The organism is Bacteroides sp. AF25-38AC, from assembly GCF_003602995.1.
GTDB classification, from domain to species: Bacteria; Bacteroidota; Bacteroidia; order Bacteroidales; family Bacteroidaceae; genus Bacteroides; species Bacteroides uniformis.
The window spans coordinates 1-24411 of record NZ_QTMD01000006.1; the positions used below are offsets into that span (position 1 = coordinate 1).

The 24411-nt window shown below is 49.1% G+C and carries 17 protein-coding genes; 8 read left to right on the forward strand and 9 right to left on the reverse strand.

Features of this window, described 5'->3' with window-relative positions; all coding sequences use genetic code 11:
• Nucleotides 1-312: 312 nt before the first annotated feature.
• Both DWY55_RS05525 and DWY55_RS05530 read right to left on the reverse strand, forming a co-directional pair.
• Nucleotides 313-642 (reverse strand): hypothetical protein, encoded by a 330-nt coding sequence (locus DWY55_RS05525; protein ID WP_120178034.1) that lies wholly within the window; start codon nt 640-642, stop codon nt 313-315.
• Between the two features lie 1228 nt (nt 643-1870).
• On the reverse strand, nt 1871-3721 hold the full coding sequence (locus DWY55_RS05530) for a tyrosine-type recombinase/integrase (RefSeq protein WP_120178035.1): 1851 nt from the start codon (nt 3719-3721) through the stop codon (nt 1871-1873).
• Nucleotides 3722-3925: 204 nt separating this feature from the next.
• Between DWY55_RS05530 and DWY55_RS05535 the strand changes: the two genes are divergently transcribed.
• The 3 genes from DWY55_RS05535 to DWY55_RS05545 are packed head-to-tail and all read left to right on the forward strand — an operon-like array spanning nt 3926 to nt 6761.
• Nucleotides 3926-4999: a DUF1573 domain-containing protein gene (locus DWY55_RS05535; protein WP_057282150.1), complete on the forward strand. Its 1074-nt coding sequence runs from the start codon at nt 3926-3928 to the stop codon at nt 4997-4999.
• A 49-nt stretch (nt 5000-5048) separates the two neighbouring features.
• Complete coding sequence (gene meaB, locus DWY55_RS05540) at nt 5049-6152, forward strand: methylmalonyl Co-A mutase-associated GTPase MeaB (RefSeq protein WP_117877853.1); 1104 nt, start codon at nt 5049-5051, stop codon at nt 6150-6152.
• 24 nt (nt 6153-6176) lie between these two features.
• Nucleotides 6177-6761: a Crp/Fnr family transcriptional regulator gene (locus tag DWY55_RS05545; RefSeq protein WP_005824006.1), complete on the forward strand. Its 585-nt coding sequence runs from the start codon at nt 6177-6179 to the stop codon at nt 6759-6761.
• A gap of 16 nt (nt 6762-6777) precedes the next feature.
• Here DWY55_RS05545 and DWY55_RS05550 read toward each other — a convergent pair whose 3' ends face one another.
• Nucleotides 6778-7689 carry a DMT family transporter gene (locus tag DWY55_RS05550; protein ID WP_005835197.1) on the reverse strand — a complete coding sequence of 304 codons (912 nt, stop codon included), beginning with the start codon at nt 7687-7689 and terminating at the stop codon, nt 6778-6780.
• Between the two features lie 140 nt (nt 7690-7829).
• On the opposite strand from DWY55_RS05550, the gene DWY55_RS05555 reads away from it, so the two are divergent.
• The 4 genes from DWY55_RS05555 (at nt 7830) to DWY55_RS05575 (ending at nt 11751) form a co-directional block, all read left to right on the forward strand.
• On the forward strand, nt 7830-8660 hold the full coding sequence (locus DWY55_RS05555) for an AAA family ATPase (RefSeq protein ID WP_005823999.1): 831 nt from the start codon (nt 7830-7832) through the stop codon (nt 8658-8660).
• Nucleotides 8661-8671: 11 nt separating this feature from the next.
• Nucleotides 8672-9685 carry a DUF4435 domain-containing protein gene (locus DWY55_RS05560; RefSeq protein WP_005823997.1) on the forward strand — a complete coding sequence of 338 codons (1014 nt, stop codon included), beginning with the start codon at nt 8672-8674 and terminating at the stop codon, nt 9683-9685.
• Between the two features lie 27 nt (nt 9686-9712).
• Nucleotides 9713-10990, forward strand: a complete 1278-nt coding sequence (locus DWY55_RS05565) for a mechanosensitive ion channel family protein (RefSeq protein ID WP_165859509.1) — start codon at nt 9713-9715, stop codon at nt 10988-10990.
• Nucleotides 10991-11325: 335 nt separating this feature from the next.
• The gene (locus DWY55_RS05575) at nt 11326-11751 is read left to right on the forward strand and encodes an HU family DNA-binding protein (RefSeq protein ID WP_117749178.1); all 426 of its coding nucleotides are present in this window, start codon (nt 11326-11328) and stop codon (nt 11749-11751) included.
• A 121-nt stretch (nt 11752-11872) separates the two neighbouring features.
• On the opposite strand, the gene DWY55_RS05580 is transcribed toward DWY55_RS05575, so the two are convergent.
• Nucleotides 11873-13054 (reverse strand): hypothetical protein, encoded by a 1182-nt coding sequence (locus tag DWY55_RS05580; RefSeq protein ID WP_016274126.1) that lies wholly within the window; start codon nt 13052-13054, stop codon nt 11873-11875.
• A 119-nt stretch (nt 13055-13173) separates the two neighbouring features.
• The gene (locus DWY55_RS05585; RefSeq protein WP_120178037.1) at nt 13174-15879 is read right to left on the reverse strand and encodes a TonB-dependent receptor; all 2706 of its coding nucleotides are present in this window, start codon (nt 15877-15879) and stop codon (nt 13174-13176) included.
• Between the two features lie 234 nt (nt 15880-16113).
• On the opposite strand from DWY55_RS05585, the gene DWY55_RS05590 reads away from it, so the two are divergent.
• Nucleotides 16114-18897, forward strand: a complete 2784-nt coding sequence (locus DWY55_RS05590; RefSeq protein WP_057253183.1) for an ATP-binding protein — start codon at nt 16114-16116, stop codon at nt 18895-18897.
• A gap of 135 nt (nt 18898-19032) precedes the next feature.
• Here DWY55_RS05590 and DWY55_RS05595 read toward each other — a convergent pair whose 3' ends face one another.
• From DWY55_RS05595 to nuoK, 4 genes are all read right to left on the reverse strand, one after another.
• Complete coding sequence (locus DWY55_RS05595; protein WP_005835210.1) at nt 19033-20472, reverse strand: NADH-quinone oxidoreductase subunit N; 1440 nt, start codon at nt 20470-20472, stop codon at nt 19033-19035.
• Nucleotides 20473-20593: 121 nt separating this feature from the next.
• Nucleotides 20594-22078, reverse strand: a complete 1485-nt coding sequence (locus DWY55_RS05600) for a NuoM family protein (RefSeq protein ID WP_005823976.1) — start codon at nt 22076-22078, stop codon at nt 20594-20596.
• Between the two features lie 51 nt (nt 22079-22129).
• On the reverse strand, nt 22130-24043 hold the full coding sequence (nuoL, locus tag DWY55_RS05605; protein ID WP_117713612.1) for an NADH-quinone oxidoreductase subunit L: 1914 nt from the start codon (nt 24041-24043) through the stop codon (nt 22130-22132).
• Nucleotides 24044-24101: 58 nt separating this feature from the next.
• Nucleotides 24102-24410, reverse strand: coding sequence for an NADH-quinone oxidoreductase subunit NuoK (gene nuoK, locus DWY55_RS05610; RefSeq protein ID WP_005823972.1), 309 nt, complete (start codon nt 24408-24410; stop codon nt 24102-24104).
• Nucleotide 24411: the final 1 nt, after the last annotated feature.

Consider the following 24411-nt stretch of genomic DNA (forward strand, 5'->3'; position numbering starts at 1 on the left):
TTACCGGGACAGTCTGCCGATTGACTCATAATGACGGAATTTAACGACAGTCCCTAAATTAGAATATACAAAAACAGATCCTATTATCAGCGAGAAAGGATATCTCGTTACGTATAAAAACATTTTGTTAAAAATCTAAATACTTCTCGATAACGTGAGCCTTGTCCATATTACTCTTCCGCGTAACCAATCAAAGTATCGAAACAGTCGCCATTCATTTTTTCCACTGACATATTCCAGATTTTCCAATCATAAGAACTTACTTTTTATGAGGTTCTTATCACAAAGCAATATGAAAACCATTTTAAGGAACTAATAAAGGTTAAACTCGAATATATGTATACGAATTAAGTTATAATCGGTTCGTGCCAAAATCGAGTTCAAATACTCTTGCTGTTTCTCGCTCTCTTTCAGCCGTTCCTTTTTACTTCCATAATAATAGGATTTTGTCTGCTCATATACGTCTGTTAATTGTTCTTTGGATATATCCAAGTAGTAATCCATATAACCATTATACTCGGCACGGAATGGATATAAATCGAGAAGTTTTTGATAATCCATTCTTAATTCCTCTGTATAACGCACTTCAATTTCTTTGTCATTCTCCTTTTTTATTAAGAGAAGAGCTACTCCATAAGCCATAATTTAACTTTTTAAAATTAATGATTCAGTAACAAAACTAATCAATCTTGGCAATAAAACCAAACTAAATGATTAATTGTAATCATCAGTACACTCGGGATATAATAATTTTCTTTCTTTCGTTTGTTGTAGGCTCACGCCGCCTGAGTGAGTATTATTATCAATTGTAATAATCATATGATACAATGGGCTTCCAGTTAACTCTTGTATCCCACCGTCTGGATAATGTATGAATGATGGACCTTGCTTTTTCCCCTGGCTGAATTGGAGTACTTATACATTGTTTCAACTTCTCATTTGTCCTGTACATATTGTTTTAGGAAGTATGGTTAAAAGTGTATCAGTATAAGCAAGGATCCGATAAACCACTCCCATAATCCTTACAATGGATCCGGTTTAAACCAGGCTATATATGTCTCCCATTAATATTGCGAGATAGTCCTTACCCCGATGAATGGAATGAAAGAGTAATGTTGAAGAGCTGATATGGTTACTTCACGGCTATAATCGACGGGCAAACCTATGACAGTGCCGGAAAACAGGCGGAGGAAATATAAACCTCTCTCCACATTACTTCAGGCACGTCTATCCATTGCCCGTTCATCTCCCTTGCCTTGTGGAGTATTAAGGTATGAAACTGAAGGGATACGGTAAGGATAAATACTTAATACGAGGGCTGGTCATAAAGAGGCGATGAGTATAGGATACAAGTTCATCATCAGTAGAAGGGTTATCTCAGTATCAGTATGGGAACTAATCCGGTAACTGGACTCTATATTGGCCACTCATCCGCCCTATTCATTATTACCCGTACGGATTTGGGATGAAGTGTTGGTTATATGGCTACTTGGGGAATGGAATAATGTAAAACATTTTATATGTCATATAATACTATGCGTGTTCTGTAGGTCATGACAAGCCGGTCTTTTTCGCTATATTTATATCATGTATAGGTGGGTAGCGTTTTACACACTCTAAGGATAGATAGTTTTTCGTCACTTAACCAATTAATATTCAATTCAAAAAGTCGTATCATGTTGTATTTTCCAAGGAGCCGCATTTTGAACGTTTACCCGCCTGAAATATAGTGTTTACCCACCAGCGGATGATATTTACCCTCCTTGGGAAGCGATGTCTGCACTTTCGGGAAGTGGCATTTCCCTTGATATGTATCAGCTTGGAACTTTTATTTTTTTTATATTATATGAAAATATATTTTACCATTATATTATCTACCCTTATTCCACTTCTTATACTCCTCCAGCTCTTCCATGCTTCTGATATTCAGCACCTCCACGAATTTCAGGACCTTTTCATCGCCGTTCATCAGGGATTCGAGCCTGGCCTCCCTCATAATCTCCTCGTTGAGAAAGATGTTCCTCAGGCCCAGCTCCGTGATATTGTTCTGGAACATCTGTATCAGTACCGCGTCATTCCGTTTGAATGCGATGAACCATACGACAGAGGCAATCCTGGCTACCTTGTCACGCAATCGTGTATTGTCCTTGTATTTATCCTTGTCTATCTCATCTATCCTGCCGACGTCCTTGAGTATTTTCACGGCTTCCTCAGTGTCAGCTAGTTTTGTGATGTCTATACCTTTATTCTTCAGCCTGGAGAGTTTCAGCAGCAGGTCACCGGCAAAGACGTGGTTGAATACGTCTGCCTTCTGCTTGGGCTTGACTGGAGCGGTCGGAACTGACTTCTGTTCATTTTCATCCGGTTCTGGCTGGACTCCCATATCGAAAATGCCGTCACCTAGCTTCTTTTTGAAAGCATTCGTCACCTTCCTGGACTTGTCTTTGGAGGTTAGGTGGGCGTATATCTTATCCAGCATCTGGGTATTCTCATGCCCCGTCGCAATAATTATATCCTCTCTCGGCACCCCCCTACGGCACATTATGGTAGAAAAAGTATGTCTTGCAGAATGGGTGTGAAGCAGTTCATAGAGGGGTTTGGTATATTTGACGCCATCCTCCTCATAGGTTATAGGTTCGTTAAGACCTGCTTCCTGGGCTATGACTCTTAACTCATCATTTAATCCTCTTCGTTTTTCCTTATAATATTTGACTTCCGTACCGGTATATTTATTTATAATTTCTTCTGCCATCGGAACTAGAGGAATGATAGCCCTGGCTCCGGTCTTCTGCTGGACGATAGATATTGTACCGTTCTCCTCATCCCTTTCGTTATCACCGTTGAAAAACTTATGCATATCACTGACGCGTTGCCCCACGAGGCATTGAAGCACGAACAAGTCTCTTATCTCTGTATTCTTTTCGACTTGCTTCTCGGTGCCGCTCGGTTGGTACTCATAGAGTTGTTTAATCTGCTCTTCTGTCAGTGCTACCTCTTTATTACGCGCCAGTTCCTTGTTGGATTTGTCTTTCACAAGGTCAAAGCTTTCAAGATTACTCTCTTCCCACTTGAAAGGGATGTCAAGACGTTTGGAAGCTTTTCTGAGCACAGAAAAGAATGTACCTTTTATGATATTCTTCACAGTGGAAGCTTTCTTGCCTTCTTTATTATCTTTAAGTAAGAATTGCTGGTACTTGGTGAATGTTTCCAGGTTCATACTTTCCCAAGTATCAGGTATGGAGTTCTCATCCAGAAACCTTTTGAACTTGTCGATGTTGAATCGGTACTGTTTTTTTGAACTATCCACGATATCCTTCTCCTCTACGATCTGTTTCATGATGAAGGTAGCTGGTTTCTCCGTTTTTTTCTTCATAGTATCCTTATAGATATATTGTTTAAGTAGAATGATGGCCCTGCGTTCTATCTCTTCAGGGTGGTCGCAAAGGTACTGCTTGTATTCCGAAAAATAAAGTTTCAGTTTGCCAATCTTTTCATTGACGATGGTATTGTTCTCGTTGTCCAGCTCAGTCAACCGGCAACTGATATACGCCTCCTGTTTCTTGACGTTCCACTGGTCCGGATATACCCTTACTCCAGTAGAAAGTTTTATCTGCTTGTTCCTGACGCGTGCTACAAAATAAACGTTCGTCGGCTTTTCGGACTTGGGTTTTCTAAGGTTGAATTTGCATCCGATCTCGTTGATGAAAAACTGTGCATTCATAAGGCGGTTCTTTAAGTTCGTTCTTTTTTTATGTTTTTTAATCCCGTTCTTTTAAAGCACTCGGCAACGAAACCGATTAATTTATAGCCCTTTGAGAATATCCTGGAACAAAACTTTTCATTCTCGAACAAAACACCTATTTTTGTCCGACTAATATTGAATGAGAGTGGCAGAATTAGGAAATCTTGATATTAAGAAAAATAGATGAAGCGGATATTGATAACTTTATATGTGCTTGCAAGTGTGGTATTGACTGCTGTAGCGCAAGCTCGTTTTACCTCGAATACAGAGATGTACAGTTTCGGCCAGATAGAATGGAAGCATCCCGTGACTGTGCAATATACCATCACCAATACGGGTGACCAGCCTTTAGTGCTTACAGAAGTAGAGCCGGATTGCGCCTGCTCCGTGGCCCAGTGGACAAAAACGCCTATTGCTCCGGGGGCAAAAGGAACAGTAAATGTGACTTTTGACGCCAAGGCATTGGGACATTTCCAGAAATCTGTGGCTATTTACAGCAATGCGCAACCCAATCTGGTCTATTTGAAGTTCAATGGTGAAGTAGTACAGGAAATCAAGGACTTTACCAAGACGCATCCCTATCTTATCGGTCAGATACGTATTGACAAGAACAGCCTCGACTTCCCCGATATTCAGCATGGTGAGCAGCCGGTGATTCATATCGGCGTGGTCAATCTTTCCGACCGTCCTTATGAACCGGTACTGATGCATCTGCCCCCTTATTTGCAGACAAAAGTAGAACCTAACGTGCTGCAAAAGGGAGAAAAAGGAGTGATTACACTTACATTGAATTCGGAAAGACTGACTGGCCTCGGACTGACTCAAACGTCGGTCTATCTTTCTCGCTTCTCCGGTGACAAGGTGGGCGATGAAAACGAGATTCCCGTTTCTGCCATTCTTTTACCGGATTTCTCCGGAATGACGGAAGTGGAGAAGGCAAATGCTCCTGTCATCAGCCTTTCTACCAAAGAAGTTGATATGAGTGCGATATTGACAAAGAAGTCAAAAGCACGTCAGGATATTACCATTACCAATACCGGGCGTTCTCCTTTACAGATAAACAAACTCCAGGTATTCCACCCGGCAGTGGGAGTTAACCTCAAGAAGAGTGTATTGCAACCCGGTGAAAGCACCCGCCTGCGGGTAACGGTAGTGAAGAAGAATATAGGCAAGAAGCGCCGTCATCTGCGTCTGCTGATGATTACCAATGACCCGATGCAGCCGAAAGTTGAAATCAACATTAAAGCAAAACAATAAGAAGTCGTAAAGTCCTTCATAACTCATAACTTATAACTCACAAATAGCCATGGAACATCCCGAAAATAATGAAGCATATAAAGGCTTGGTTGTCAATGCAGGCATTGAGCAACCTTCATCGGTCAATCCTTACTTGAAGAACCGTCCCAGGCGGAAGAAACGCGAGCTTTCCGTATCAGACTATGTGGAGGGTATAGTGAAAGGTGATGTTACGGTACTCAGCCAGGCTGTAACACTGGTGGAAAGTGTGAAACCGGAGCACCAGGCTGTGGCGCAGGAGGTGATAGAGAAGTGTTTGCCCTATTCGGGCAACTCCGTCCGTGTGGGTATCAGTGGTGTGCCCGGTGCCGGTAAAAGTACCTCTATTGATGTATTTGGCTTGCATGTACTGGAGGAACACGGCGGCAAGTTGGCCGTTCTTGCCATTGACCCGAGCAGTGAACGCAGCAAAGGCAGTATTCTCGGTGATAAGACGCGTATGGAGAAGCTCTCCGTTCATCCCAAGTCCTTTATACGTCCCAGTCCCTCTGCCGGTTCGCTGGGTGGCGTGGCACGCAAGACGCGTGAAACGATTGTGCTTTGTGAGGCTGCCGGTTTCGACAAGATATTTGTAGAGACGGTAGGGGTGGGGCAGAGTGAGACTGCCGTACATTCTATGGTAGACTTCTTCCTGCTGATACAGCTGGCGGGTACGGGCGATGAGTTGCAAGGCATCAAACGCGGCATCATGGAAATGGCCGATGGCATTGTTATTAATAAGGCTGATGGCGACAATCTGGAGCGGGCCAGACTGGCAGCAACGCAGTTCCGTAATGCGCTGCACCTCTTCCCGGCTCCGGAGAGCGGTTGGACACCCCAAGTGCTGACTTATTCCGGTTTCTATAATCTTGGTGTAAAAGAAGTGTGGGGTATGGTCTACAAATACATTGACTTTGTGAAAGATAACGGCTATTTTGAATACCGCCGCAATGAGCAAAGCAAATACTGGATGTACGAGACCATTAACGAACAGCTGCGCGACAGCTTCTACCACAATCCGCAGATTGAAGCGATGCTGACTGGCAAGGAAAAACAAGTGCTACAGGGCAACTTGACTTCTTTTGTGGCTGCCAAGAACTTGCTGGACACCTATTTTGCAGAACTGAAGAAATAGGGGCATATCCCTTTCTCTATATCGATGACTAAGGAAAACAACATGGAAGTGGCGCGGCGGTTTACCCGCCGCCTTCATGAACTCCCTTCTGAGGAGCTGGAGCTCATTGCCGGTTTGTTTGTACGCCGTGAGGTGCACAAAGGAGAACTGTTGATTAGTGAAAAAGATATAGCCAGGGATATTGTTTTTGTAGAGAAAGGACTGCTTCGCCAGTTCTATTTCAAAGAAGGCCGGGACATTACAGAGAACTTTGCCTGCGACGGTGACGGCGCTATGTGTATCGTCAGCCTTTTCACCGGACGCCGTAATTGCCTTCAGCTGGAATCCTTGGAGGAAGGCGTCATCTGGAGCATTTCGTATGCAGGACTGGTCGAACTCTCTGAGCGTTATCTGCATATAGCCCGTCTGCTTCGCCATTTATTGGAGGGGTCTTTAATGCTTTCCCAATATAAAGCAGACTCTTGGCGTTTCGAAACCTCACGCGAGCGGTATGCGCGCTTCGTCAGGGATTATCCGGAGATAGCCCGGCGTGCCTCAGTCAACCACATAGCATCTTATCTGTTAATGACTCCCGAGTCTCTGAGCCGGGTACGTGCCGGAGTACTGTGACGGTGGAACGGCTGTTTTATACGGCTTTCCCTTCTTTCTCGAAATCCTTGCGTGACTTGCTTTGTGTCACGATGTACACTCCCAGGAATACCAAGGCTATGGCTATTCCCTTTTCCAAATTGAACACTCCCAATCCTAAGATGATGGCAACGGTTGAGGCCACGATGGGCTGCATGTAGTTGTACATGCTCACCACAGTGGGGCGCAACAGCCTCTGCGCACTCATTATGAAGATATAGGCAAGGAAGCTTCCTCCCACAACCACATATCCCGCTTGCAGCAGGGCGGCTGTAGATATTTCGCTCCACTGTATGGCAGCCACGTCGTGGTAAGAGAACGGGATGTAGCACATGGAGGCATAGACAAACATCCATTTGTTCAGGGTGATGGGAGAGTATTTTTGCGACAACCCCTTGAATACGGTCAGATAAATGGAGAAGCTGATTTGGGCGAGCAGGCAGAGAAGGTCTCCGATGAGGCTGCCATTGCCGGCACCGGTGGTCTGGCTGCTCATGATGAGTATGAATGCGCCCATAGCCCCTACAAAGATGCCCAGCACTTTCTTGTTGGTGACCGGCTCTTTCAGATAGATTGCAGCCACTATCATGGTGACGATGGGCAGCGTGGTTGTAACGATGGAGGCGTCTATGGGCGAAGTCATGGAGAGTCCGAAGATATAGACACCCTGATTGAATACCAGCGCGAAGAGTGCGGCGAAGAATATCTTCAGCATGTCCCGGTGGTCCACCTGCTCGCGTTTGCAGAACAAGGAGAGGAGCCAGAAGCAGGCGGCTGCGCCTACCATGCGGAATGTGGTTACTGACAACGCGGAAAACTCCGCTAAGGCCGACTTGCCGATAGGTGCCATCAGCCCCCATAAGATATTTGCGGTAAGGGCGAACAGATGCCCTTGAATGTTCTTGTCCATACTCTTTTGTTCTTTGCGGGTGCAAAAGAACAACTATTTTCTGAAAAGAGAAAATCTTTCATTATATGATTTTTCTGGTTCATGGGCGTAGAAATAAGAGATTATCGTGTATATTTGCTTCTAATTAAAAGCAAGAAACCATGGAAGTACAAGCCAATTACATCAAGCGTATCGAAATACACGGATTGTGGCATCGGTACGATATTGCCTGGGACCTGCGTCCTGACGTCAATATACTTTCCGGCATCAACGGAGTGGGGAAGACCACTATCCTGAACCGTTCGGTCAACTATCTGGAACAGACATCGGGTGAAGTGAAGAGTGACGAGAAGAACGGCGTACACGTCTACTTCGACAACCCCGCAGCCACCTTTATCCCCTATGATGTAATCCGCAGCTACGACCGCCCCCTTATCATGGGCGACTTTACGGCACGCATGGCCGATGCCAACGTGAAGTCGGAACTGGACTGGCAGCTCTATCTGCTCCAGCGCCGTTATCTGGACTACCAGGTGAACATCGGCAACAAGATGATAGAGCTGCTCAGCGGTGACGAAGAGCAGCGCAGCCTGGCTCCCTCCCTTTCCCTCCCCAAGCGGAAGTTCCAGGATATGATTGACGAGCTTTTCAGCTATACCCATAAGACGATAGACCGCAAAAGCAACGACATCGTTTTCTATCAGAACGGCGAGCGCCTGCTGCCCTACAAACTGTCTTCGGGCGAGAAGCAGATGCTGGTCATCCTGCTGACCGTGCTGGTGCGTGACGATGACCACTGCGTACTCTTCATGGACGAGCCGGAAGCCTCCCTGCACATCGAATGGCAGCAGAAGCTCATCGGCATGATACGCAGCCTGAATCCCAATGTGCAGCTTATCCTCACCACCCATTCGCCCGCCGTCATCATGGAAGGCTGGCTGGATGCCGTCACCGAAGTCAGCGAAATCTCCTCCCTAATCCCTAATCCTTAATCCCTACCCAAGTGTCCACTTCTTTAAAACATAACCTTACTTCCGCCTATCTGGATGCCGCCCGCAAGTTGTCTCCCAAGAGAGCACGCAGGCGCATAGTGGCGTATGTGGAGAGCTATGACGACATCGCTTTCTGGCGGACGCTGCTGTCCGAGTTCGAGAATGAGGAGCGTTATTTCCAGGTGATGCTTCCGTCTGCCACCTCCCTGGCAAAGGGCAAGAAGATGGTGCTGATGAATACGTTGAACACATCGGAGCTGGGCCGCAGCCTGATAGCTTGTGTAGACAGCGACTACGACTTCCTGCTGCAAGGTGCCACCAAGGTGTCGCATAAGATAAACAAGAATCCCTATATCTTCCAGACTTATGGCTATGCCATCGAGAACTTCCACTGCTTTGCCGACAGTCTGCATGAAGTCTGTGTGCAGGCCACGCTGAACGACCGGCATATCCTGGACTTCCCCGCTTTTCTGAAGCGTTATTCTCAGATTGCCTATCCGCTGTTTCTGTGGAATGTCTGGTTCTACCGCCAGCACGACACACACACTTTCCCGATGTACGACTTCAACGCCTGCGTGCGTTTGCAAGAGATAAACCTGCGTCATCCTTACCGTAGTCTGGACGAGATGCAAAAGACGGTGTCGGCAAAGCTGTCCGAACTGCAAGCCCGTTTCCCCCGCTACATCGACCGGGTGGAGCAGCTGGGCACGGAGTTGGAACGTTTGGGACTGACTCCGGACAATACCTATCTTTATATCCAAGGACACCATATCATGGATTGTGTAGTGCTGAAAATCCTTATCCCGGTATGTACGGTGCTGCGTCGTGAACGCGAGCAGGAGATAAAGCGCCTGGCAGAGCATAACGAACAGTTCCGCAACGAACTGACGGGGTATGAGAACAGTCAGGTCAATGTATCCGTGATGCTGAAAAAAAACAGCGGCTACAAGAACCTTTATCTTTATCAGTGGTTGAAAGAAGACATTATGGAGTTCCTCGAGCGGGAGGAACAGTCGCGTAGATAAGATTGCCGTTATGATAAACATACGATTATGGAGATATTGAAGAAGATAGACGACCTTTTAATCGGGTGGGGCATATCCCCTTCCCGGGCTGATATGCTCGACCAATTCATTGCCTTCGCACTGATACTTGCCGTTGCTTTCCTGGCGGATGCCCTATGCCGGAAAATCCTGCTGAAGGTAGTGGCACAACTGGTGAAGAAGACCAAGGCTACGTGGGACGACATCGTATTCGACCGTAAAGTGATGGTGCACCTCAGCCGCATGGTGGCTCCCGTTATCATCTATCTGTTTGTTCCATTGGCATTTGTCGAAGTCGGTTCATCGGCAATGGATTTCATCCGGCGTATCTGCCTTATTTACATCATCATTACTTTCCTGAGTTTCGTTAACTCGTTCCTGAAGGCTGTTTACAGTGTATACAGTGAGAAGGAGCAATTTCGTGACCGCCCTTTAAAGGGGATGTTGCAAACCATGCAAGTCATCCTATGGCTGGTGGGCGGCATTGTGGTCGTGGGCGAACTGATAGGCCGCGACCCGCTTTCGCTGCTTGCCGGATTGGGTGCTTCGGCAGCCATCCTGATGCTGGTATTCAAGGATTCCATTATGGGCTTTGTCTCCGGTGTGCAGCTTTCGGCCAACGACATGCTGAAGGTGGGCGACTGGATTGAGATGCCCAAGTACGGTGCCAACGGTACGGTGATAGAGGTAACGTTGAACACCGTAAAGGTGCGCAACTGGGACAATACCATTACCACCATCCCTCCTTACCTGCTTGTCAGCGACTCCTTCCAGAACTGGCGCGGCATGCGCGAGAGCGGTGGGCGGCGAGTGAAGCGCAGTATCAATATCGACATGACCAGCGTCCGTTTCTGCACCCCGGAGATGCTGGCAAAATATCGCAAGATACAGCTACTGAAAGATTATGTGGAGCAGACGGAGGAAGTGATTGAAAAGTACAATGCAGAAAACGGCATCGATAACTCCATCCTCGTCAACGGACGCCGCCAGACCAATCTTGGTGTGTTCCGGGCGTATCTGACGGCTTATTTGAAAAGTCTTCCCGACGTAAACCAGGAACTGACCTGCATGGTGCGCCAACTCCAGCCTACCGACCACGGTATCCCGATAGAGCTTTATTTCTTCTGTGCCCTCAAAGACTGGGTGCCGTATGAAGGAGTACAAGCCGATGTCTTCGACCACGTACTGGCCATCATTCCCGAATTTGATTTGCAGGTATTCCAGTCTCCGTCCGGCAGAGATTTCCAGCGGGTACTGCCTGCTGCTTCCGAAGAAAAAGGAGCTTGATTCCGATCATCAAAAAGGCCTATATCTATTGTATTTCTCATAGGGAGTCATTACCTTTGAACCCTATACTGAAAGGTCAGAACATCCCCATCTTTTCTCCCAAAACATCCCCATGTTTTGGGGTATTACATCCGGGTGTTTTGGGTGAAAACATCCCCATGTTTTGGGGCAATACATCCGGGTGTTTTAGGTATTCTGTCATATAGTGAAAGGTATTCGGTCACGGAGTCTTTACCGTAAGGTATAGGCTTTGTGTATGCAAGTTGTAGGTGTGCCTCGCGTCGGGCGGGAATATCTTTCGTTTTTTACGAACCTAATTATAAAGAAAGATTGGTATGTCAATGAATTATGTGGTCCGCAAGAAGGTGGACAAGAGTGGAGACAAGGAAGTGGTGCGCTACTACGCCGCGTCAAAAGTGCTTCAGCCGGAACCGGTGAGCAATGACGAACTGGCCAAGAGGCTGGCTTTTGTCAGCTCCCTGCAGGTGGGCGATGCCCAGTCCGTGCTGGTGCAACTGCCGGATATTATAGCGGACTATCTGGCGAGCGGGCGCACGGTGAACATCAAGGGGCTTGGAAATTTCTATCCTGCCATCACCAGTGAACCGGTGGAGCGGATAGAGGAGTGCACGGCAGACAAAGTCCGTATCTCGCGTATCTGCTTCAGGGCGGCAGGCAGTTTCATGCAGCGCGTTTGCCGTCATCTGGACTTGTTCAGCTTTCAGGTTCAGGAATTGAAGAAGGAGCTGAAGAAGAAGTAAACGGTACTTTTAGTTTCTTTCTTGAAACAGCGCGTACCCCTTGAAGCCGGAAGGCATTCGAGGGGTACGCTGTTGAAGAAGTTGTGTGTTTCTTTATAGTCTTGTGAGTGCTTCTTTTTTTTTACTTCACCCAGCTTCCGTTCATCCAGCTGCATTCTTTCTTGATGTCCTCGAAAGAACTATAGCTCAGGTTGGCGTCCACCTTGTTGCTTGTCACGGCGATAAAGTCGGCATGGGTGTAGATGCCTTCTTTGCAGCTCAGCTCGGAGGTGAGGGTGATGTTGGTCAGCTTGGAAGTGCCGTTCTTCAGGGCGTTTTCGGTAAGGGCGGTTTCCACGGTTAGGGGTTGGCCTTTGCCGCAGACCTTGGCGTTGTCTATTTCCACTTCCGTGCCGGCACGCAGACGGATGCCTTGCTTGCTGCCGCCGTTGCCGACGAGGATGAGGTTCTTCAATACGGGGTGGGCAACGGGAGTGGCGGCGTTGTTGCTGCCGTTGTTGTCGCACTCCATCAGGCAGTCGCAGTCGTAGCCCAGTGTGGATTCGGCTTCTTGGTAAGCCACGAGGTTGGTGCCTTTGCCGTTCCAGCCTTCGGTCCAGTCGAAGGAGTCGTCGCTACAGCTTACGGCTACGAGGTTGCTCACGTTTACCGAGCCGCCGAAGAACTCAAAGCCGTCATCGGAACCTTTGTAGGCTTGGCAGTGGTCCACGATGGTACCGTTGCCTACGCCGTAGAAAGAGATACCGTTGGCTTCGTGCTCTTCATCGAAGGCAAAGCCGGTGTATTCCAGACGAATGTATTGCAGCGTGCCCGAGTTGTCGGCATCATCGTTGCCGCCGTAAACGGCACCGCCTATTTCAGAACTTCCCTTGCCGCCTTCGGCATTGGTGTGGGCGCGTCCGCAGATGTGGATGCCTCCCCATGCGCCCGGCTCTTCTTTTTCGCTGGTCATTACGATGGGTTTGTCCGGCGTGCCTACGGCGTTGATTTTACCGCCCTGCTTCACGAGGATGTAGTCTGCGATGTCATCGTAGACGGCGATAATCTTCACGCCTTCCTCTATGTGGAGCGTGGCACCTTCTTCTACGATGTATTCGCCGCTCAGCTTGTAGGTGTTTCCGGCAGCCAGGGTCACGTCGGAGGTGATGGTACCTTTCAATATCGTACCGTTTTCGATTTCATTGCCGTTTCCGTTGCCGCCGTTACCGTCATTGTCGTTGTTGTCGTCGCTGCTGCAAGCGGTGAGGATAGACATTCCGGCTACAAAGGCCAGAGAGTAGAATTTCCATTTCATTGTTTTCATAATTCAATTGTTTTAGTTGTTATATCCAATTTATCTGTCTGTCATTCAGATTGATTCTCTTAAATCTGCTTGTTTGTCAAAGAGTGTTCTCCGTTCCCTTCAGGGGGAGGGCGGGGGCTTTATAGGTTGTAGCTTATTCCCACCTCAAAGTTCGTTCCCTTGTGGTAGCGTTCCACTTCCATTTCCTGCCCCGTGGTGGGCACATCTTGCTTGAAGATGACATCGCGGTTCAGCAGGTCGTTCACTTGCAGCTTCAGGTTGAAGTGCTTGTTCAGGCTATATCCGGCGCTGAAGTTCAACGTGTGCAGCGTCTGTTGCCTGACATCGCCCAGACCCGACACGCCTACCGCATGGATGCGGCTGCCTTGCAGGTTGTAGAGCAGGGCGAGGTTGAGCTGCCTGTCTTCGCCGAAGCGTGGCGAGTAGGTGAGGTCGGCATTGGCAAGGATGGGCGATGCGCCTTGCAGCGAACGTTCCTTGTTGGTGTAGGCACCGCCTTGGGGCAGCTTCACGTTGGTGTACATGTAACTGATGTTGGCGCCTAGGCGCAGGTCTTTGACGAGCCGTTTGCGCATCTCCAGCTCCACGCCGGCAGCCATGCCGTTGTCGGCATTCTTGAAGCTGTGCAGCGTGGCGCCGCCTTGCAGGTCTTGGATGCGTTCGATGGGGCTGTCGAGGTATTTGAAGTAGCCGGTCACGGAGAGCATGTCGCCGTCCTTGCCGAAGCGTTCGTAACGCAGGTCGAAGTTGTAGTTGTAACCGTTCTGCAACTCTTCGTTACCGCGGATTTGTGCCGAACCGTAGGACTCTTGATAGAGGAAGGGGGCCATCTCGATGAACGAGGGACGGGTGACGGTGCGCGAGGCAGAGAAGCGGATGCTGTTGGTGGGGTTCACCGCATATTTCAGGTTCAGGGCGGGGAAGAGGTCGTTCTTGTCTAAATTGCGCCGACGGGAGTACCAGTCGCCGCCGTCGCTGGCGTAGCGCACCCATTGCTTGCTCATTTCGTAGCGCAGGCCGAGGTTCACCAAGAGGGCTTCGGTGGGATAGAAGTCGGTCAGCAGGTAGGCGGAGTAGATTTCGTTTCCGGCGCGGTAGCTGTCTTTGGGCTGCATCACACGCTGTACCACGATTTGTCCGTCGGCAATGTTCTGCTGGTTGAGGAAGCCGTCGGTGTTGTAGATGTCGGTGATGACGGGGTTCAGTTTGTTCAGGTTGTAGTAGAAGCGGGTAGCGTTGTAGTCGCGGTTCTTGTCCTTGTAGTTGAAGCCGAGCTTGAGGTGGCTGGTGTCGTTCCACTTCCAGCGCATGGCGAGGTTGGCATTCCACTCTTCTTCGTCCAGGCTGCCGAAGTAGCGCATGGTCTCTTGGCGGTTCAGTTTGAAGAGCCTGAGACTGCCGTCGTTGTCTTTGACGTACATCACTTGCCGTCGGTCGGGCTCTTCGCTGCCGGTCTTGCTGTACGAGCCTCCCCAGGTCAGTTGCCACCTGTCGCCCTCGCCGAAGTTATGGATTCCGTTCAGTTGATGGTTTTGCAGGGTGTATATGTGCATGATGTTGTTGCTGCCGGTCAGCTCGTGTCCTTCGGCATCAGTACCTTCGCGGCGTTGGTAGGTGTCGATGGCATTGCGGGCGTAGAAGAAAGTGTAGCCTATGCGGTCGCTCCGGCGCAAGGTGTAGCCCAGGTAGCCGAGGGCGGCGAGCTTCAGTTCCTGCGCAAAGCTGTCGTAGGAGAAGTCGTCCTGCACGGTGCCAGTGGCTTCGAGTGTCTTGTAGAAGGCATCTTCCATGTTTTGGTAGCCGTTGCTGGCGCTGAAGGAGGCAAGCAGGCTGAGTGTCTGGTTGCTTATACCGAAGTTCTTGCCGAAACCGAGGTTTCCACCCAGTTCGGGCAACGAGCTCTTCTTGCTGGCGGCAAAGGAGGTATCGAAGATATTGTGGGTCTTCACGTATTTGTCAAACTCCATCAAGGGCATGTCGAGGGCGGCCGCGTCTACGCCGGGTGTCTTCAAGAGCGAACCGCTGCGGTCCATCTGATAGCGGTCTTTGCCTAAGGTGTTGAACTTCCCGCCCGTGTTGAGGCTCAGTTGGAAGAAATCTTCCGGTATGTTTTCTTTGGTGCTGATGTTGATGTGCGCACCGCTGTAGTCGGCAAAGGCGGCTGCGTCATACACCTTGCTGACGGTGATGTTCTGTACGGTGGACGAGGGGAACAGGTCGAGCGGCACCAGCTTGTTGTCCGGGTTGGGCGAGGCGATGGGCAGTCCGTTCAGCGTGGTGGTGCTGTAGCGGTCGCCCAGTCCGCGGACGATAAGTTGTCCGGCGCTGGCGATGGAGATACCCGTTATTTTCTTTACTCCTTCTTCCACATTGCCGATGCCTTTGAGGGACATCTCTTTGGAACCGAGGTTCTCGATGGCGAGGGTCGCTTTTTGCCGTTCCATTTGCAAGGCACGTTCGCCTTCGAGGTTCTTCTTGGCGGTGACCTGCACTTCGCCCAAGGTTTGCGTGTCCGGCTCCATGTCGAAGTTCAGCACGGTTTCACCCTTTATCTCTACGGCGTTCATCGTCATGTCTTTGTAGCCGATGTAACGGACGGTGAGGGTATAGGTCCCGTTCTTCAGCTCCAGTGTATAGTTACCATCCAAATCGGCGACGGCGCCTTGTGCTGTTCCGCTTACTTGCACGGTGGCTCCCGTCAGCGGCTCTTTGGTTTGTCGGTCGGTGATTGTCCCTTTGACGGTTCCCGCCGTGGCAGCCATGACGGAAAGTGTGAGGAATAAAATAAGGAAGAAAATCTTTCCCAAGTCTAATTTCATGCTCATCTCTTTTCTTTGTACGTTTTTTAATCCGCTGCAAAGATGAGGCAATGACATTACACCGGTGATACATGGAGCATACGTTTCATTTTCAAATCTATTACGATTTGGTTACCGCACATTCTTCCGGATTGTTTGTTATCCTTATATATAGGCTGCTTGGGACGAAAAAGGTTTCTAATGGTTGCTTATTAGAGTTTTATGGCTATTTTTGTATCTCAAACCAATATTGATAAATATATGGCTGTTCATCGTGACGATAGTGAACGTTTCCGGCGCCTTTCCATTCTTGGCCGGATAGGTTGGTGGGAGGCTGATTTTTCTTCAAGGCAGTATCTCTGCTCCGAATATGTCTGTAAGTTGTTAGGCTTGGAAGGGGAATACCTGAGCTTTGAGGATTTCGGTAAAATGATACGCGAAGACTATCGGACGCGTATCAGCCGGGAGTTCCTTGCCATTCAGAATATGGAGGTCTATGAACAGACGTTTCCTATCTATTCTACTGAAGGAGTGGTCTGGGTCTACTCGCGCGTGGGGTATAAGGAGCATTTGCCGGATGGTACATTGAAGGCTTTCGGAGTGTTGCAGCGCGTAGAGATGCCGAAGGAGGAGGCTGCGAAGCAGGCTTTGCAAAGAGTGAACGATTTACTTTATCGGCAGACCTCAATATCCCATTCCCTATTCCGCTTCCTGAAAGACGAGGATATAAGTGCGGGCATTTACGACATACTGAAAGATATTCTTGATTTCTTTCGCGGCGGACGTGTCTATATATTCCAATATGATGAGAAGTGCCGGTACCAGAGCTGCACATACGAGGTGGTGGCTCCGGGAGTGGCTCCTGAGAAAGAAATGCTTCAAGGAGTTCAGGCTGACAGCCTGCCGTGGTGGACGTCACAGATTATGGCACAAAAGCCCGTTCTGCTGGAAACGCTGGGGCAACTGCCGGAGCACGCTTACGCCGAATATGAAATTCTGGCGAGACAGAATATAAAGTCCTTGATGGTAACTCCGCTGGTTGCCAATGACCAGGTGTGGGGATATATGGGCATTGATTTGGTGGACCGTACCCGAATGTGGACTAACGAGGATTACCAATGGTTTAGTTCGTTGGCAAATGTCATCAGCATTTGCATAGAGTTGCGCAAAACGAAGGATGAGGCTGTGCGCGAACGTACTTTCCTCAGCAACTTGTTCCGCTATATGCCTTTGGGGTATGTGCGGATGTCCATTGTCTGTGATGAAAAGGACAACCCCTACGGGTATTATGTGACAGATGCGAATTCTATCTTTGCCGATTTTCTGGGAAAACCTGCGTCGACGTTTATCGGCAAGACAGCCTCGTCCTTTTCAAGGGAGGCGGCCCCCAGACTGGAATATCTGCTTGAGATAGTGAACACCGGGACACATAAGGAAATGGACATGTGTTTTGAGCTTACCAACAAGCACTGCCACGTGGTGATATACTCTCCGGAAAAGAATGAAGTGGTGGCGTTATTCCTCGATACGACAGACTCGGTACAGACTCATCTGGCTTTGGACCATAGCGAAAAACTGTTCAAGAATATCTTTGCCAATATACCGGCCGGGGTGGAAATCTATGACAAAGACGGATTCCTGGTAGACATCAACAATAAGGATATGGAGATATTCGGGGTCCGTGACAAACAGGATGTCATTGGAGTGAACTTATTCGAGAACCCGAATGTGTCCGCCCAATTGGCAGAACGTATACAGACTGAGGATATGGTCGACTTTCGCCTGAATTATGCTTTCGACCGGACTGAAGGGTATTACTCCACTTCCAAACAGCCGAAGGATGTGATACATCTTTATACGAAAGTGAGCAAGGTGTATGACAGTAAAGGTAACTTTACCGGCTATGCCATGATTAACATCGACAATACGGAACGGATTGATGCCATGAGCCGTATCTGTGATTTCGAGAATTTCTTCCTGCTTATATCGGATTATGCGAAGGTAGGTTATGCCAAGCTGAACCTGCTCGACCGGAAAGGCTATGCCATCAAGCAATGGTATAAGAATATGGGAGAGGACGAGAATACCCAATTGGCGGATGTCGTGGGAATATACAGCAAGATGTACCCCAGTGACCGCAGGAGGATGCTTGATTTCTTCAGTAAGGCCCGTGTGGGCGAAGCCAAACATTTCCAGGGAGAGATGCGCATTGAGCGTCCGGGCGAAAAGGGAAAATGGAACTGGGTACGTACCAATGTGGTTGTCAATCTGTTTGAACCGGAGAACGGACAAATAGAGCTGATAGGCGTCAACTATGACATTACGGAATTGAAGGAGACGGAGGCTATGCTGATTGAAGCCAAGGAGAAGGCAGAAACCGCCGACCGTCTGAAGAGTGCCTTCCTTGCCAATATGAGCCATGAGATACGTACGCCCCTGAATGCGATTGTCGGTTTCTCCAGTCTGATGGGAGAGACCGGGGACATGGAGGAAAAAAGGCAGTATATGGCGATTATTGAAGAAAACAATGACCTGCTGTTGCAGCTGATTTCCGACATACTGGATTTGTCCAAGATAGAGGCCGGGACATTTGACTTTGTGGAAAAAGAGCTGGACGTGAACATGCTGTGTGAGGACATCGTGCGCTTCATGAAGATGAAGGCTAAACCGGGTGTGGAAGTTCTCTTCGACCGTCATCTGCCGGAATGCCGGATTGTCAGTGACCGTAACCGTTTGAATCAGGTCATAGCCAACTTTGTCAACAATGCCATCAAGTTCACCACTGCGGGAAGTATACGTGTAGGATATAATAAGGTGGATGAAACTCATTTGCGTTTTTATGTGGCCGATACGGGCCTTGGCATTGAGCCGGAAATGCAGGCTCAGATATTCGACCGTTTTATAAAGCTGAATACGTTTGTGCATGGCACCGGCCTGGGGCTTTCTATCAGCAAGAGCATTATAGAGCAGTTGGGTGGCACAATCGGTGTGGACAGTGAACCGGGGAAAGGCTCATGCTTTTGGTTTGTGCTGCCGATTGTATAGTATGGAAATGTGCTAAAATACACACTCACCACAAATTATGCAGATTAACACAACTCAAAGCTCTTGATTATCAGAACTTCTAAAGATGATTTGTGCCAATCTGCGTAATTTGTGGTAAGTGATGATACCCTCCGGTTATAATCCGAATGAGAACTTGTCGATGGATTGATATACCACACTTGCAATACTCAGTACCACAATACCCAGCGTGCAAATGGCCAGGCTGGCACGTGTATAGTTGTCACTGCGGAATGCTGCAATCGGCTCGTCGCTCTTGTTGATGTACATTGCCTTTACAATCTTCAGATAGTAATAAAGCGAGATGATTGTATTGATAAGGGCAATGAATACCAGCAGATGGAAGCCGCCTTCGAAAGCTGCCGCGAAGATGAAGAACTTCGAGAAGAAGCCCGCAAACGGCGGGATGCCTGCCAGAGAGAACAGTGCCAGTGTCATCAGGAACGCCAACTTCGGATTAGTGGTATACAGCCCGTTATAGTCTTCAAGTGTGAACTTGCCTGCCCGCAGTGCCACAATCGTGATAACGGTAAATACGGCAAGATTGGCAAACATATATATCAGCACGTAGTATACCAGCGACGTCATACCTTGTGCGCTTCCGCTGATGACACCCAGCATGATGTAACCTGCTTGCGAGATACTGGAGAAAGCCATCAACCGCTTCAGGTTCTGCTGGCGTAGGGCGAAGAGGTTGGCAATTGTGATGGAGGCGATGATAACCCAGTACAGCACTTCCTGCCATTGTTCCACCATTGGAGCGAATACCTTGATGAGAATAGCCATCAGCACGAAAGCGGCAGAGCCTTTAGAGATGACACTCAGATAGGCTGTCACCGTGCTTGGAGCACCTTCGTAAACGTCTGCTGTCCAAAGATGGAAAGGCACCAGTGATATTTTGAATCCCATGCCGGAGAAGAAGAATACGAATGCCATAATCTGCAACGGGTCGCCGGTGAGGCGTGCCGGTATGTCGGCAAAGTAGAGAGTGCCTACCGTACCGTAAATCAAAGATAATCCGTATAGCAGCAATCCGCTGGAGAACAGTGCCGTGAGAATATATTTGGCACCTGCCTCGGCAGAGTGGTGGCGGTATTTGTCGAAGGCAACCAGGGCTGCCATCGGGATGCTTGCCGTCTCCAGTCCGATGAAGAACATCAGGAAGTGTCCGGCGGAAATCATGAAGTACATACCCAGCAGGGTGGAAAGTGTCAGAATGTAGAACTCACCTTGTTTGATGGCAGTGTCCGGACGGCGCATCCATTCGTGGGCCATCAGGAATACAATCAGTGTACCTATACTGAGAATGGATTTCACGATGCTCTGTATCGGCTGGTTGTGATACATGCCGCCAAAGGCATCGGCCACAGGACCGGGGACGATGGTGATAAGTGTATGTATGGTCAGCAGAACAACTGGCAGCATTGTGTTCAGCACCGGTTTGCCGTCATTCTTGTGTGCATCCGGACTCATGAAGAGGTCGGCGACAAAAAGGATGACGATGACCAATATCAGCGAAAGCTCTTCTTTGAGCAGGAGGAATTGGGAATAATCCATATCTATTTACGATTTTACGATTTACGATTTACGATTGAAATTACTCTTGGGATTTACGATTTTACGATTTACGATTGAGGTTACTCTTGGGATTTACAAGTCATTTATCAATCGTAAATCGTCAAATCGTAAATAAATCAGTTATTGGCAGCACGCTGTCTCCAATCATGCCGCTAATCCACCATGGTGCCATACCGAGGGCGGCAACGCATGCGATGAGGATGATGACCGCTGTACGTTCGTCCCAGGTTGCATCGCTCAAGGTGAGGTGATGCTTGTTAGTGCAGGTGCCATAGAGAATCTTTCCTACCAGTCGCAGGATATAGACTGCCGTAATCACGATGGAGCTGCATGCAATGACCGTCCACACGCGGTGGAACGTATCGGGATGCTGGAACGAACCGGTGAAGATGGTCATTTCGGCAATGAAACCGCTGAGTCCGGGCAGTCCCAGATTGGCAAGACCGGCGATTACATAGCAGACAGCCAGAAAAGGCATAATCTTCATCAGACCGGAGAGTTCGCGGACGTCACGCGTATGGGTACGTCCGTATATCATACCGATAAGGGCGAAGAACAAGGCTGTCATCAGTCCGTGAGAGAGCATCTGCAGAACAGCACCCGTGCAAGCTGTCTGGTTCATCATCAGGATGGCGAACAACACCAGGCCGCAATGGCTGACGGAAGAGTAGGCATTGATATACTTCAAGTCGGTTTGTACACAAGCGGAGAATGCACCGTATACCACGGAGATTCCGGTAAGAATCAGGAATATCCATCCCAGTTCTTGTGCAGCTTCGGGCATCAGGTACATGGCTATGCGGAAACATCCGTAACCTCCCAGTTTCATCAATACACCGGCATGGAGCATGGATACGGCAGTCGGTGCGGAGGCGTGACCGTCGGGGCTCCATGTGTGGAACGGGAACAGAGCGCCCAGCACACCGAAACCGAGGAAGGTGAGCGGGAACCAGATACGTTGCTGTTCGATGGGAATATTGTGCATCTGTGCTATTTCCAATAGGTTCATAGAGGTGGCTCCGGCACCGTAGTAGATACCCAGGATACCGATAAGCAGGAAGGCGGAGCCGCCCATCAGCATCAGTGTCAGCTTCATGGCGGAGTACTCCTTGCGTCCCGACCCCCATACACCGATAAGCAGATACATGGGAATGAGGGCAACCTCGTAGAACATGAACATGGTGAACAGGTCTATCGAGATGAAGAACCCGAACACACCGATGGAGAGGAAGGTGAACCAAAGGAAATATTCTTTAGTCAGCGGTTGCAGCCTCCAGGAGGCGAATGTTCCGGTAAAGACAATGATGGCCGAAAGCAGCAGCATGGCTACCGAAATACCGTCTACTCCTACCGAATAGTGGATGTTGAGTGCAGGATACCAGACCATGTCGGCACGGAACAGCATTTCATCCGTGGCACCAGCGTGGCGTGCATTGAGGTACATCACGGTCAATGCTGCAGAAAGAACCAGCAGAGCCGATGCACCGGTCACCATCACCGCGCGTATTTGTGCGATGTTGCGGCTGAGCCAAAGACCCAGCAACATCAGCAAGGGGATGAGTACGAATAATGATAAAAAGTTCATCTTTATATTTACGATTTAACGATTTACGATTTACGATTGAAAAATCTCGGGTTATAGCAATAGTAGCAGTATCAGTGCCAGCGTGCCCAGCAGGAATACAAATGTATATTGCTGGATGCGTCCGCTTTGCAGGCCGCGTATCTCTTCACTGGTAGCTTCAGCCCCCCAGGCAAGGAAGTTGAAGAAACCGTCGACCACGTGGCGGTCCCACCATGCAATGGGGTGGCAGATGCAGCCGAAGATGATGCGGTGGGTGATGAACTGGTAGACCTCGTCCAGATAGAAGCGGTGGTAAGCTGCTGTCCACAAGCCTTTGAAACGGTGTGCCAATGTATCGGCAACGGGTTGCCGGCTACCTGCATAGATGTAGGTGGCAATGGCTATGGAAACCACCGCTACGGCGATACTTGTACCTGCCACACTCCAATCCAGATGGATGTTATATGCTTCACCGTTGGAACTGATGAAGTGTCCGAAAGGAATGAAACCGGCAATTATCGTAACCACAGCAAGGAGCATCAGGGGCAGGGTCATCGCCAGAGGACTCTCGTGGGGGTGAGGCATGTGGCTGTCGCCCCCATCGCTTGCCGACTTTTGCCCCGGCTCTGAGCCGGCCCAAAAGATACCATAATAAAGACGGAACATATAGAATGCTGTCATACCTGCAATCACTGTCATAATCCATCCCATAGTGGGGCTGAACTGGAAGCATGCCGTCAGGATTTCATCTTTGGAGAAGAATCCGGAGAACGGAGGAATACCTGCAATGGCAAGGCAGGCGATGAGGAACGTGATATGTGTAATGGGCATATACTTCCGCAGTCCGCCCATGGCAGACATCTCGTTGCTGTGTACGGCATGGATGATGCTACCCGCTCCGAGGAACAGCAATGCCTTGAACATGGCGTGTGTGAACAAGTGGAACATGCCTGCCATGTAGCCCAGTCCCCCTTCGTGTGGGTTGGCTGATGTACATACACCCAGCGCCACCATCATGAAACCGATTTGGGAGATGGTGGAGAATGCCAGTACACGCTTGATGTCACTCTGCACACATGCCACACTGGCGGCATAGAATGCCGTGAAGGCTCCTACGTATGCCACGATGTGCAGCACGCTGGGAGCATATTCTATGAACAACGGGAACATGCGTGCCACCAGATAGACACCTGCAACCACCATTGTGGCGGCATGAATCAGTGCACTGACCGGCGTAGGACCTTCCATGGCATCGGGCAGCCAGATGTGCAACGGGAACATGGCACTCTTTCCGGCACCACCGATGAACATCAGTCCCAAGGCAAGCGGAATCATTGCCGCACCGCCCTTTGCCAGCGCCATCTCATTAGGGCTGAAGGTGTATGTACCGGCATAATACCCATAGACGAGGATACCTATAAGGAATCCCAGGTCAGCAAAACGGGTCACGATAAAAGCCTTCTTCGAAGCGGCAATAGCCGCCGGCTTCGTATAATAGAAACCAATCAGCAGATAGGAGGACACGCCCACCAACTCCCAGAACAGATACATCTGGAAGATATTCGTTGCTACTACCAGTCCGAGCATGGACATGGTGAAGAGCGACAGGAAGGCGTAGTAACGCTGGAAACCGCGTTCGCCCTTCATGTAGCCGAAAGAGTATATGTGTACCAGCAGCGAAACGGTACTGATGACCACGAGCATCATAACCGAAATCGGGTCGAGTAGGATACCCATGTCGATACTGAGGCTTTCTGTGAAAGGCAGCCATTTGAAGTTATAGGGCATCAGCGCCTCGTACGTACCATCGGCAAGGCGGGGAGCGCTGAAGTACATTCCTGCGGTGAGATAGGAAAGCACTGCGACCACACTCAGTGCCGCAGTTCCGATAAGGCCGGCAGTGCGGTGTGACATCCATTTACCTCCAAGTCCCAGAGCGAGGAAAGAGAGGAAAGGGAGTAGAAGGATTAATATTGTATATTCCATATATACTATGTTTATCAATTATTACTATTCAAGAAACATCGCTTGGCGATTCTTGCTCTTACCACTTCATCTCATCCAGTTTGTTCACCTGGATGCTGCGGATGTTGCGGTAGATGTTAATCATGATGGCAATGGCTACAGCCGTTTCGGCCGCCGAGATGGCGATGGAGAATAAAGAGAAGAAATATCCTTCCAGTCCTCCGGGGAATAGGAAACGGTTGAATACAGCAAAGTTGATGTCCGTGGCATTCAGTATCAGCTCGATGCTGATAAGTATCGCCAGCGTGTTGCGGCGGGTGAAGAACCCGTAGATGCCTGCGAAGAACATGATAGCCGAAACTATCAGATAATATTCCATGTGTATCATA